Raw genomic sequence first — 11,725 nt, forward strand, 5'->3', positions numbered from 1 at the left:
CGGTTTTCAGGCCATTTTCAACGCTGCGCAGCAGCAGCGTTGGCCAAAGTACTCCACAAGCCTGAACCATGCCATTTGCAAGATTCCCTGACCTCACCGGCGTGCACCCGAAAAACGCAAGCCATTGATTTCATTGATTATTTTCTTGAAAATTAGAGAAAACCCGAAGAAAATCAGAGAAACTCAAGTATTCAAACAGGGGCTCCGAGCAAAGTTTTTCACAAAGTTATCCACAGAAAAAAGCCCTGCTCTCTCATCCGCCATGGCGTGCGCTGCGGCATGGCGCCCTTCGTCCATAATCTCAAACGTTTGCGACCGTTATTCACCAGGAAGGAATTGTTTTGTTGTCCATCATACAAGCCGCAGGTTGGCCCATCTGGCCTTTGATACTGTGCTCCATTTTGGCGGTCGCGCTGATCCTTGAGCGACTGATCCAACTTCAAGAAAGCAAGGTTTTGCCCGCCAAAGTGATGGAGCAAGCCATGGACGCCACCCGCCGCGGCTTTGCCAGTGAAGACAGCTTGAACAAGTTGGAAAATGCCGGCCTCCTGGGCCCGGTCCTGGCCAGCGGCCTGCGTTGTCTGCAGAAAAATCCACAAGCCAGTGACGAGGACGTGAAGTCCAGCATGGAAATGTCGGGCCGCATTGCGGCGCATCACCTGGAGCGTTATCTGCCTGCTTTGGCCACCATTGCATCGGTGGCGCCCTTGCTGGGTTTGCTGGGCACCGTGGTCGGCATGATCGAGATTTTTGGGGCCACCAACCCAGCTGCCAGCCAGCCGGCGCAGCTGGCCCATGGCATCTCTGTGGCGCTGTACAACACTGCCTTTGGCCTGATTGTGGCCATTCCCACCTTGATGTTCTGGCGTTATTTCAGAGGCATTGCGGACCGGCACCTGCTGGCCCTGGAAGTCTCGGCAGAGCGCTTTGCACGCCACGTGGCCCAACTTCGCAACTGAGTGAGTGGTTTGTGAATTTCAAAAAAAACCGGACCATGCCGGAGCCCGAAATCAACCTGATCCCCTTCATCGACGTGTTGTTGGTGGTGGTGATTTTCCTGATGCTGACCACCAGCTGGTCGCGTCTGACCGAGATCAACCTGACCTTGCCCGCCGCCGATGCCCAAAAGCTGACGGAGCGGCCCAAACAGATCATCTTGAGTGTGACTGCTCAGGGGCAATACGCGATCAACAAGTCCCCCGTGGGCGGCAGCTCAGTTGGCGCCTTGATGGCCTTGTTGACCCCCATGGCCGCCAAAGACATCACCTTGGTGATCAGCGCTGACGCCATGGCCAGCCACCAATCCGTGGTCAACGCCATGGAAGCGGCCCGCCGCAGTGGTCTGTCTCAGATCACCTTTGCCACCCAATCCTCGGAGTCTTCGGGCTCCTGACACCGCATGAGCCTGTCCACCCGGCTTCACCAGCGCCTGCCCAAGGTCTGGATGGGCCGTGGGCCAGCCGCCTGGGCATTGCGCCCTGTGGCCTGGCTTTACGGTGCGCTGATGGCCCTGCGGCGCCTGGGCTACCGTTTGGGGATGCACCCAACTGAACGCTTGCCGACGCTGGTCATTGTGGTGGGCAATGTGGTGGCAGGAGGTGCAGGCAAGACACCCCTGACGATCGCCTTGGTCAAGCACTTGATGGCCCAGGGTTTGCGCGTGGGCGTGGTCTCTCGCGGACATGGCCGCCTCACGCAAGACACCCGTGCGGTTCATGCCCACAGCGCCCCTCAGGATGTGGGCGACGAGCCCTTGCTGATACGGCAAAGCACGAGCGCGCCCGTCTGGGTGGGGGCCTTGCGGGCTGAAGCAGGCCGCCAATTGCTGCAGACCCATCCCGATGTTCAGGTGATCGTTTGTGACGACGGCCTGCAACACTTGGCATTGGCGCGTGACATTGAGATTTGCGTCATGGACGAACGCGGCGTGGGCAACGGCTGGCTCTTGCCTGCGGGCCCCCTGCGCGAAGCCTGGCCGCGCCCGGTGGATCTGCTGGTGCACACCGGGCAGTCAACGGTGACAGGCGGCTTTCAGGCGCAGCGCCAACTGGCCGACCATGCTCTGACCCGCGAAGGCGTGAAGGTTCCGCTGGCCAGTCTGAAAAACCAAGCCCTCGACGCTGTGGCCGGTCTGGCCCGGCCCGAAGCATTTTTTGACATGCTGAGTCAAACGGGACTGCAACTGGCCCAGACCCTGGCGCTGCCCGACCACCACGACTACCGCCATTGGCAAGCCATCGGCTCGGGGCACGTCTTGCTGTGCACAGAAAAAGACGCGGCCAAGCTGTGGACCCATGAACCCCAAGCGCTGGCTGTGCCGTTGCAATTGACGCTTGAACCCGCCTTTTGGCCCGCGCTGGATGCGCTGGTCCAAAAACACCTGCACGCCTGAGCCAAAAACCAGCCCCCATGCAGGGGCCGTTATCATCGAGACATGGATACCAAACTGCTTGAACTGCTGGTCTGCCCGGTCACCAAGGGCCCCTTGAACTTTGACCGCGAGCGCCAAGAACTGCTGTCTCGCAGCGCCCGCTTGGCCTACCCCGTGCGCCATGGCATTCCCATCCTGCTGGAAAACGAAGCCCGAACCTTGAGCGACGAAGAGATCGCCAAGCTGGCCACCGAACGTCCGCCTCTCTGAGTCCACGCCATGACAACAGCCTCTGCACCAACGGGCTTCACCGTGGTGATTCCGGCACGCATGGCTTCGAGCCGCCTGCCCAACAAACCGCTGGCCGACATCGCCGGCCTGCCCATGGTGGTGCGCGTGGCCCAACGCGCCTTGCAGTCCAAGGCCAGCTCAGTGGTGGTGGCAGCCGATGACGAACGCATCGTGCAAGCCTGCCAAGCCCATGGCATCCGTGCCCTGCTGACCCGGCAAGACCATGTAAGCGGCAGCGACCGACTGGCCGAAGCTTGCCAACTGCTCGGTCTGGCCGACGATGCGGTGGTGGTGAACGTTCAGGGCGACGAGCCTTTGATCCACCCCGGCCTCATCAACGAGGTGGCCGAATTGCTGACACAGCGCCCCGAAGCCAGCATGAGCACAGCCGCCCACGCGATTGCCGAGTTGCAGGAGTTCACCAACCCCAATGTCGTCAAAGTGGTGCTCGACGCCCGGCAAATGGCCTTGTATTTCAGCCGCGCACCCATTCCGTGGTGGCGCGATGGCCAGTCTGACGTCGGCTTCCAGAGCCTGCCCAGCCCTGCCCCGCTGCGCCATGTGGGCATTTACGGCTACCGAGCGGGTTTTTTGCGCCTGTTCCCCCAACTGCCGCCTGCGCCCATCGAAACAATGGAATCGCTGGAACAGCTGCGTGCCATGTGGCACGGCCACAGGATTGCCGTCCACATCACCCCCGAAGCCCCAGGCCCCGGCGTGGACACCCCCGAAGATTTGAACCGCGTTCGAGCCCTCCTGGCGGCGTAAGCCAGCTTTGAGACTCGCGTGATATTCTCAAGGACAACCGTCAGGCCCACCTGACCGCAACGATTTCAAGCTATAAGGACTTCCCATGAGACTGATTCTGTTGGGCGCACCCGGCGCCGGCAAAGGCACACAAGCCACTTTCATTTGCCAGAAATACAACATCCCTCAAATCTCCACCGGCGACATGCTGCGCGCCGCGGTCAAGGCAGGCACCCCCCTGGGTCTGCAAGCCAAAGCCGTCATGGAGTCCGGCGGTCTGGTCAGCGACGACCTGATCATCAACCTGGTCAAAGAGCGCATCGCCCAAGCGGACTGCGCCAACGGCTTCCTGTTTGACGGCTTCCCCCGCACCATCCCCCAGGCCGACGCCATGAAGGCCGCCGGCGTGAAGCTCGACTATGTGCTCGAAATCGATGTGCCCTTTGACGCCATCATCGAACGCATGAGCGGCCGCCGCTCGCACCCCGCTTCGGGCCGCACTTACCACGTCAAGTTCAACCCACCCCAAGTGGCCGGTGTAGACGATGTGACTGGCGAGCCCTTGGTGCAGCGCGCCGACGACCAGGAAGACACCGTCAAAAAACGCCTTCAGGTCTACAGCGACCAGACACGTCCTCTGGTGGATTACTACTCTGGCTGGGCCAAGGCCGACGCCGCTGCGGCGCCCAAGTACCGCGCCATTCAAGGCACCGGCAGCGTGGAAGACATCACCGCACGTGCGTTCGAGGCACTGGCAAGCTGACTTTCAGTTTGGCGCTGCCCCAAGAGAAGCCCGGTACTGCCGGGCTTTTTCAATGGCGCTGCCCCACTTCAAACCGAGGACTCGGCGAGCAACTCCAGCATCAAACTGATGCGGGCTTTCACTGGACTCAAACCCGCCATATCGGGCCACCGGCTGCTGCCCACAATGCGCCCCTCAATGCAACGCGTGCTGAGCCGCACCCGCACGCCCGCTTGTTCGGCATCTTTCAAAGCCGCTTGCAAGACATGGTGCACCGTGCCATTGCCCGAGCCCGCCACCACCAAGCCCGCAACGCCCGTTTGCACCAAAGCATCCACCACACGGCGACCAGCACCTGCGTGGCTGAGGACCACTTCAACCGCTGGCCACTGCTGGACATCAAATGTCATGACACTGTTGGCCAAAGTGGCCGTCTGCAAGGCGGTGCGGGCGTAGACGGACGACCATTGCACCTGCCCACGGTCCATCCAACCCAGTGGCCCAGCATCGCCAGAGCTGAAAGCGTCCAGCCGGTACGGGTGAACCTTTTGCACATCACGAGCACTGTGGATCACGCCCGCGCACACCACGCACACGCCTGCAGCCGAAGGCTGGGCGCTGACGACCAAGGCATCGCGCAAGTTCTGCGGGCCATCGGCCTCGTCCGAGCTGGCCGGCCGCATGGCGCACACCATCACCACGGGTTTGTGCGGCTGCAAAACCGATTGCAAAAACCAGGCGGTTTCTTCGAGGGTGTCGGTGCCATGGGTGATCACCAAAGCGCCGACATCATCTTGCGCCAACCAATGCGCGCAACGGCAGGCCAAAAGTTGCCAGGTGGCGTGGTCCATGTCCTTGCTGTCCAGCTGGGCCACTTGCTCCACCAGCAACTGGCGGCCATCAAGCACCTTGTCCAGCCCCGGCACAGCCGCCATGAGTTGGTCCACGCCCAGCTGAGCTGCGGTGTAGGCCACCTGCTCTGAGGCGCTGGCGGCGGTGCCGGCAATGGTGCCGCCTGTGCCCAAAACCACCACTTTCTGAATTTTTTTCACAGAAACCACTTGCACAGCCTCAAAAACTGGTTAAAAATACAGTCACTGGATGAAAAAACAGTTTCATCTGACTTCTCAAGGAAGACGACATGACCGACAACCCCAAACTCACCGCCCGGCAGCAAGAAATTCTGGAACTCATCCAGAACACCATCGCCAACACCGGCGCGCCACCCACGCGTGCAGAAATCGCCAGCGTGCTGGGCTTCAAGTCGGCCAACGCCGCCGAAGAGCACCTCAAGGCCCTGGCCCGCAAAGGTGCAATCGAACTGGTCAGCGGCACCTCGCGCGGCATTCGCCTCAAAGGCAGCTCCCGCAGCAGCATGCGTGCCCCGTCCGATCTGTTCAGCCTCACCCTGCCTAGCTTGGGCCAACTGAGTTTGCCACTGGTCGGTCGCGTCGCGGCGGGTTCACCCATTCTCGCCCAAGAGCATGTGGACCGGACCTACCAGGTCGAGAGCACTTTGTTCAGCGAACAACCCGACTACCTGTTGCGCGTACGCGGCATGTCCATGCGCGATGCAGGCATCATGGATGGCGACTTGTTGGCGGTGAAATCCACCAAAGACGTGCGCAACGGCCAGATCGTGGTCGCCCGTCTGGGCGACGAAGTCACGGTCAAGCGCCTGCGCAAAACGGCGCAAGGCATTGAGTTGCTGCCCGAAAACCCCGACTACAAGACCATCGTGGTCAACCCCGAAGAGCCTTTCGACATCGAAGGCCTGGCAGTGGGTTTGATCCGCAACACCTTGCTGATGTAAGGCACCTGTTTACACGCCCATTGCACCAGGTGGCGGGCGCTGATGGTTTAAACCAGCAGCCCTGATGCAATTGGCTTTTTCAGCAATCCTGCCTGTGTCCAACCTCCATGCTTTTGAAAGGTTTCACATGGGAATCGCTCTTCTTGCTCTTTCAAGTCTTTTTCAAGGCCTGACATCGTTCAACCGTACAGCACCAGCACCCCGCCCCCGTCCTGCAGGCCGCGTCCATCCAGTCTGGACGGTGCGTCGCCCCACTTGCCAAACCATGGCGTCTTCGATCATGGCCAAGAAAACCACCATCATGCCCCCGGCACTGCGCGTTTTGCGTGTGGCCGAAAACGGTCCGCGATCGGATTGCGCAGGCCGCATGGTGATCTCTGGACGCATGGCTGACGTGTGCGCCGAATTGGACCGCATGGTTGCCCTGGAGGCCGCCCAGGTCCGTCACTGATCGGCTCTGATCGGCTCTGATCGGCTCTGATCGGCTCTGATCGGCTCTGATCGGCTCTGACCGTCTCTGCATCCAGGCTCAGTCGTATCGACGAGGCCTGAGCCTGAGCAAAAGATCACGCGACATGCGCACCTCAGAAGCCCACCATGGCTTTGGCTCAAGGCACAATGGAGGGATGAACATTGTGATCCTCGACGACTACCAGGATGCGGTCCGCAAACTGGACTGCGCAGCCAAACTCGAACAATACCCGGCCAAGGTTTACACCAACACCGTCAAAGGCATTGGCCAACTCTCGATCCGTCTGAAAGACGCTGACGTGATCGTCCTCAACCGCGAGCGCACAGAAATCAACCGGGCCTTGGTCGAGAAACTGCCCAAGCTCAAGCTGATCGCCCAAACAGGCAAGGTCGGCAACCACATCGATCTGGCCGCCTGCACCGAGCGCGGTGTGGCCGTGGCCGAAGGCGTGGGCTCGCCCGTTGCACCTGCAGAGCTGACATGGGCCTTGATCATGGCAGCCTCCCGTCGTCTGCCCCAATACATCAGCAACCTCAAGCACGGCGCTTGGCAGCAATCAGGACTCAAATCCAGCGCCATGCCTGCCAACTTCGGCCTGGGCACCGTGCTGAGAGGCAAAACCCTGGGCATCTGGGGTTACGGCAAGATCGGTCAGCTGGTTGCAGGTTATGGCAAAGCCTTTGGCATGACGGTCAAAGTCTGGGGCAGCGATGAATCCCGTGTGCGCGCTGCGCGTGATGGTTACGAAGCAGCCACCAGCCGCGAAGCCTTTTTTGATGAATCGGATGTCGTGTCTGTTCACCTGCGCCTGAACGACAGCACCACAGGCATCGTCACCTCAGAAGACCTGGGCCGCATGAAACCCACCGCCCTTTTTGTGAACACCTCCAGGGCAGAGTTGATCGAGCCCAATGCATTGATCAGCGCATTGAACCGCGGGCGCCCTGGTCTGGCGGCCATCGACGTGTTCGAGTCCGAGCCCATCTTGCAAGGCTCGGCCTTGTTGCGCTTGGAAAACTGCATTTGCACACCCCACATCGGTTACGTCGAAAAAGACAGCTACGAGCTGTATTTCGGCGCAGCCTTTGACAACGTGGTGAACTTCATCAAAGGCACGCCGACCAACATCGTCAACCCGGGCGCCCTGCAAGTGCGGCGCTGAGTTTTGAATTCAGCACCCCCCATGCGCCAGCGGCTGCCGCAAGTGCTGTGGCCGATGATGTTTGGCAACGTCGTGATCGGAACCGGCGTCATGATGGCCGCGGGCACACTGAACGACATCGTCGCATCCTTGTCGGTCTCGGTGGCCACAGCTGGCCAATTGATCTCCAGCAGTGCCTTGCTGGTTTGCTTCGGCGCCCCCTTGCTGGCTGCGGTTGTCGCAGGCTGGGACCGTCGCAAGCTCTTGGTGGCCAGCTTGCTGTGGTACAGCCTTTGGCATTTGATGGCCGCTTTGGCACCGGGTTTTTACAGCCTGCTGAGCTTTCGCGCCATGGCCATGGTGGCAGCGGCCATCTTCACGCCCCAAGCCGCATCCTGTATCGGCTTGCTGGTCAAGGAAAAGCAACGCGGCCAAGCCATGACCTTTGTTTTTCTGGGCTGGTCCGTCGCCTCGGTCCTGGGCATGCCCTTGGGCTCGTGGATAGGGGGGCACTTCGGATGGCGTTGGTCCATGGGGCTGATTGCCCTGTTGGCTCTGGTGGGGGCATTGTGGTTGTGGCGACAAATGCCAGCCAAGGTCTTGCCACCGGCCCTGTCGATGGCCGCCTGGCGCCAAACTTTGTCATCGCGCACCATTTGGGTCACCCTGAGCGTGACCATGATGATGGCCGCTGGTCAGTTTGTCCTGTTCAGCTACATGGCCCCTTTTGCCAAGGCGCGCTTTGGCGTCAGCCCCAGTGAGTTCAGCCTGATGCTGCTGGCTTATGGCAGCATGGGCTTCGTGGGCAACGCTCTGTTGTCGCGATTCATCGACCGCATTGGCGCCGCCCGCTGCATCCTGATTTCCCTGTCCTTCATGTGCCTGAGTTTGCTGCTGGCCTCCGAGGTCACGCACGCGACAGGCATGGCGCTGGCCCTGGGTCTGTGGGGTTTGGGTGGTTTTTCGTCCAACTCTGCACAACAGGCACGACTGGCCGCTCAGGCCCCCTGGCTGGCCTCGGCTTCGATTTCCCTGAACACCTCGGCCATGTACGCAGGTCAAGCCATCGGCGCCACCGTGGGCGGCTGGACCCTTGTTCACCAGGGCATGGGCGCATTGCCGCAGCATGGCCTGATCGGTCTGCTGCTGGCCATCGGCCTGAGCCTGCTGGCCACCCACTACGCCCGGCTTCACCCTTTGCGTTCGCCTGAAAAGGCCTGAATCTGAGGCCATAATGGCCTCTTCAAAGGCTTGTTACCTCGCCGTTACCGCACGGACTGTCCTTTGACCGTTTGAGACCCTGTTATTTGCAAGCATCCACTATGACTCTCGCATTTTCCAAAGTCGCCATCATTGGCGCCGGCGCCATGGGCCGGGGCATTGCCCAAATCGCCGCGCAAGCAGGCAGCCAGGTCTGGCTGTACGACACGCAAGCCGAAGCCATTGCCAAAGCACGCGACGCCGTGTTCCAGCAATGGGACAAGTTGCAGGAAAAAGGCCGCCTGAGCGCCGAAGCCGTGGCAGGCCACAAAAGCCGCCTGCTGGGCGCCACCAGCTTGCAAGACCTGGCCGAATGCGAACTGGTGGTCGAAGCCATCGTTGAGAAGCTCGAGATCAAGAAAAGCCTGTTCACCGATCTGGAAAAAGTGCTGCCCGCCAGCGCCGTGCTGGTGACCAACACCTCTTCACTGTCCGTGACCGCCATTGCCGCTGCCTTGCAGCGCCCGGCGCAGTTTGCGGGCTACCACTTCTTCAACCCTGTCCCACTCATGAAAGTGGTCGAGGTCATCGCGGGTCTCAAAACCGATCCGGCCGTCTGCCAGCGCCTGTCTGACTTTGCCCGCCAGATGGGCCACACCCCGGTGCAGGCGCAAGACACGCCCGGCTTCATCGTCAACCACGCCGGTCGCGGTTATGGCACCGAAGCCCTGCGCATCGTGAGCGAAGGCGTGGCCGATTTCGCCACCATCGACCGCATCTTGCGCGACCAAGTCGGCTTCAAACTCGGCCCCTTCGAGTTGTTTGACCTGACCGCCCTCGACGTGTCGCACCACGTGATCGAAGCGATTTACCACCAGTATTACGAAGAGCCGCGCTACCGCCCCAACGTGATCACCGCCCAGCGTCTGGCCGGGGGTGTGGTGGGCAAAAAAGTCGGCGAAGGCTTCTACAAATACGTGGATGGCGTGGCGCAAGTGCCCTCCGAACCCGCCGTGCCCGTGGTCGACAACATCCCGCCCGTGTGGGTCTCGCCCCGCGCTGCCCGCCGCATGGAACTGTTGCAACTGCTCAAAGATTTGGGTGCCAAAGTCGAAACCGGCGCATCGCCCTCGCCTGAAGCGCTGACCATCGTGGCCCCGCTGGGCTTTGACATCACCACCGTGGCCGTGGTCGAGCGCCTGGACCCGGCCCGCACCGTGGGCATCGACATGCTGTTTGAAGACGGCTCGACCAAGCGCCGCGTGCTGGCCACCAACCCCGCCACACGTGCCGACATGCGCGACGCGGCGCACGCCCTGTTTGCGCGTGACGGCAAAGCCGTCTCGGTGATCCGCGACAGCGGTGGCTTTGTCACGCAACGCGTGGTGGCCACCATCGTCAACATCGCGTCCGACATTTGCCAGCAGCGCATCTGCAGCCCACAAGACCTGGAAACCGCGGTCACGCTGGGCCTGGCTTACCCCATGGGCCCCTTGGCCATGGGCAACCGCCTGGGCCCTGACAGCATCCTTGAAGTGCTGTTCAACCTGCAAACGGTCTACGGTGATCCACGTTATCGCCCCAGCCCTTGGCTGCGTCGCCGTGGGGCCATTGGCCTGTCTTTGATGCACACCGAAGAGTGAAGCAATGACCGCACAACTGCTCAGCACCAGCGAAGGTCAGACCCTGGTCTTGACCCTCAGCAACCCGGAGCTTCGCAATGCACTGGGCCCCGAGATGTATGCGGCCGGGGTCGAAGCGTTGAGCGTGGCCGAGTCCAATCCGGATGTGCGCAGCGTGGTCATCACCGGGGCCAACGGCATCTTCAGCGCGGGCGGCAATTTGCAGCGTTTGCAAAACAACCGCCAGCTGCCACCCGAGCACCAAGCGCAAAGCATCGAAGGCCTGCACAACTGGATCGAAGCCATCCGCACCTTCCCCAAGCCTGTGATCGCAGCGGTCGACGGCCCTGCGGCCGGTGCAGGTTTCTCGCTCGCTTTGGCCTGCGACATGATCGTGGCGGCGCGCAACAGCGTGTTCGTGATGGCCTACAGCGGCATCGCCCTGTCGCCCGATGGCGGCGGCAGCTGGAGCCTGTCGCGCGCTGTGCCGCGCCAGCTGGCCACCGAACTGCTCATGTGCGGTGAGCGCATCGGTGCCGAGCGTCTGCAGCAACTGGGCGTGGTTAACCGTTTGAGCGAAGCCGGTCAAGCGCTGGACCAAGCCCTGCAACTGGCAGCCCAACTCAATGCCCGCGCACCGAACGCACTGAGCAGCATCAAGGAACTGTTGGCCGATGCCGATGGCAGCACGCTCAACGCACAGCTGGCACGGGAGCGCGACAACTTCGTCAAGAACCTGCACCACAACAACGCTGGCATCGGCATTGCCGCGTTTCTGAACAAGCAAACACCGCAATACGAATAAGCCGCCCGGTCCCCCAGGCGACAAAAAACCCTTTACCAGTCACTGAAAAGACAGCCCATGGACGAACCCATTCTGACAATGGAAGAAAGAGAAGCGATCAACAGCGGTCGCTGGTTTTCAACCCTTTCACCATCGCTTCGGCACGACATACTTCGATGCGCTTACGTCAAACGATTCAAGGACGGCGACATGCTCGCTGCGCGGGGGGACCCTCCCGAGCAGTGGATCGCCTGCGCCAAGGGTGCGGTGCGCGTGAGCTCGACCTCGGTCTCGGGCAAGCAAATCACCTTGACCTATGTGGAGCCGGGCATCTGGTTTGGCGATGTGTCGATCTTCGACGGGGATCGCCGCACGCACGACTGCTATGCACACGGCGACACGACCACGCTCAACGTGGCCAAGGCCGACTTCAAGAAAATCCTGTCGCAGCACGTCGAGTTTTACGAAGCCATGCTGCGTCTGCAGTCGCGCCGCATTCGCCAGCTCTACGGCTTGGTGGAAGACCTCAACACCCTGCCCTT

Annotated in this window: 14 protein-coding genes; 13 read left to right on the top strand and 1 reads right to left on the bottom strand. The window is 61.1% G+C overall.

The features are described 5' to 3' along the window. Positions 1–341: 341 nt before the first annotated feature. The 6 genes from Q1W40_RS14690 (at position 342) to adk (ending at position 4,172) form a co-directional block, all read left to right on the top strand. Positions 342–959: a MotA/TolQ/ExbB proton channel family protein gene (locus tag Q1W40_RS14690; protein WP_108326666.1), complete on the top strand. Its 618-nt coding sequence runs from the start codon at positions 342–344 to the stop codon at positions 957–959. An 11-nt stretch (positions 960–970) separates the two neighbouring features. Next, positions 971–1,393: a biopolymer transporter ExbD gene (locus tag Q1W40_RS14695; protein WP_300713349.1), complete on the top strand. Its 423-nt coding sequence runs from the start codon at positions 971–973 to the stop codon at positions 1,391–1,393. A 6-nt stretch (positions 1,394–1,399) separates the two neighbouring features. Beyond that, positions 1,400–2,392, top strand: coding sequence for a tetraacyldisaccharide 4'-kinase (gene lpxK, locus Q1W40_RS14700; RefSeq protein ID WP_300713351.1), 993 nt, complete (start codon positions 1,400–1,402; stop codon positions 2,390–2,392). Between the two features lie 42 nt (positions 2,393–2,434). Further along, the gene (locus Q1W40_RS14705; protein ID WP_300713353.1) at positions 2,435–2,641 is read left to right on the top strand and encodes a Trm112 family protein; all 207 of its coding nucleotides are present in this window, start codon (positions 2,435–2,437) and stop codon (positions 2,639–2,641) included. Positions 2,642–2,650: 9 nt separating this feature from the next. Then, positions 2,651–3,430: a 3-deoxy-manno-octulosonate cytidylyltransferase gene (gene kdsB / locus Q1W40_RS14710; protein ID WP_300713355.1), complete on the top strand. Its 780-nt coding sequence runs from the start codon at positions 2,651–2,653 to the stop codon at positions 3,428–3,430. Positions 3,431–3,515: 85 nt separating this feature from the next. Continuing rightward, complete coding sequence (adk, locus tag Q1W40_RS14715; RefSeq protein ID WP_300713356.1) at positions 3,516–4,172, top strand: adenylate kinase; 657 nt, start codon at positions 3,516–3,518, stop codon at positions 4,170–4,172. 68 nt (positions 4,173–4,240) lie between these two features. Here the strand turns inward: adk and Q1W40_RS14720 are convergent, their stop codons facing one another. Beyond that, complete coding sequence (locus Q1W40_RS14720; protein WP_300713358.1) at positions 4,241–5,203, bottom strand: asparaginase; 963 nt, start codon at positions 5,201–5,203, stop codon at positions 4,241–4,243. 89 nt (positions 5,204–5,292) lie between these two features. Between Q1W40_RS14720 and lexA the strand changes: the two genes are divergently transcribed. The 7 genes from lexA to Q1W40_RS14755 all read left to right on the top strand — a co-directional run. Next, positions 5,293–5,964: a transcriptional repressor LexA gene (lexA, locus tag Q1W40_RS14725; RefSeq protein WP_300713360.1), complete on the top strand. Its 672-nt coding sequence runs from the start codon at positions 5,293–5,295 to the stop codon at positions 5,962–5,964. A 265-nt stretch (positions 5,965–6,229) separates the two neighbouring features. Beyond that, positions 6,230–6,415: a hypothetical protein gene (locus Q1W40_RS14730; RefSeq protein ID WP_300713362.1), complete on the top strand. Its 186-nt coding sequence runs from the start codon at positions 6,230–6,232 to the stop codon at positions 6,413–6,415. Between the two features lie 175 nt (positions 6,416–6,590). Beyond that, complete coding sequence (locus Q1W40_RS14735; RefSeq protein ID WP_300713364.1) at positions 6,591–7,598, top strand: D-2-hydroxyacid dehydrogenase family protein; 1,008 nt, start codon at positions 6,591–6,593, stop codon at positions 7,596–7,598. A 3-nt stretch (positions 7,599–7,601) separates the two neighbouring features. Then, positions 7,602–8,798 carry an MFS transporter gene (locus Q1W40_RS14740; RefSeq protein WP_300713366.1) on the top strand — a complete coding sequence of 399 codons (1,197 nt, stop codon included), beginning with the start codon at positions 7,602–7,604 and terminating at the stop codon, positions 8,796–8,798. Between the two features lie 101 nt (positions 8,799–8,899). After that, positions 8,900–10,420, top strand: a complete 1,521-nt coding sequence (locus Q1W40_RS14745) for a 3-hydroxyacyl-CoA dehydrogenase (protein WP_300713369.1) — start codon at positions 8,900–8,902, stop codon at positions 10,418–10,420. A gap of 4 nt (positions 10,421–10,424) precedes the next feature. Beyond that, a complete protein-coding gene (locus Q1W40_RS14750) occupies positions 10,425–11,204 on the top strand; it encodes an oxepin-CoA hydrolase, alternative type (RefSeq protein WP_300713371.1) in 780 nt (259 codons plus the stop codon). 57 nt (positions 11,205–11,261) lie between these two features. Then, positions 11,262–11,725, top strand: a 464-nt coding sequence (locus tag Q1W40_RS14755) for a cyclic nucleotide-binding domain-containing protein (RefSeq protein ID WP_300713373.1), incomplete at its 3' end; no start/stop codon positions are given.

It is taken from the genome of Limnohabitans sp. (assembly GCF_030158565.1).
In the GTDB taxonomy this organism is placed as follows: Bacteria; Pseudomonadota; Gammaproteobacteria; order Burkholderiales; family Burkholderiaceae_C; genus Limnohabitans_A.

Coding starts and splice junctions, on each gene's coding strand:
- lpxK (WP_300713351.1), top strand. CDS start 1,400: ATGAGCCTGTCCACCCGGCTTCACCAGCGCCTGCCCAAGGTCTGGATG.
- Q1W40_RS14705 (WP_300713353.1), top strand. CDS start 2,435: ATGGATACCAAACTGCTTGAACTGCTGGTCTGCCCGGTCACCAAGGGC.
- kdsB (WP_300713355.1), top strand. CDS start 2,651: ATGACAACAGCCTCTGCACCAACGGGCTTCACCGTGGTGATTCCGGCA.
- adk (WP_300713356.1), top strand. CDS start 3,516: ATGAGACTGATTCTGTTGGGCGCACCCGGCGCCGGCAAAGGCACACAA.
- lexA (WP_300713360.1), top strand. CDS start 5,293: ATGACCGACAACCCCAAACTCACCGCCCGGCAGCAAGAAATTCTGGAA.
- Q1W40_RS14730 (WP_300713362.1), top strand. CDS start 6,230: ATGGCGTCTTCGATCATGGCCAAGAAAACCACCATCATGCCCCCGGCA.
- Q1W40_RS14735 (WP_300713364.1), top strand. CDS start 6,591: ATGAACATTGTGATCCTCGACGACTACCAGGATGCGGTCCGCAAACTG.
- Q1W40_RS14745 (WP_300713369.1), top strand. CDS start 8,900: ATGACTCTCGCATTTTCCAAAGTCGCCATCATTGGCGCCGGCGCCATG.
- Q1W40_RS14750 (WP_300713371.1), top strand. CDS start 10,425: ATGACCGCACAACTGCTCAGCACCAGCGAAGGTCAGACCCTGGTCTTG.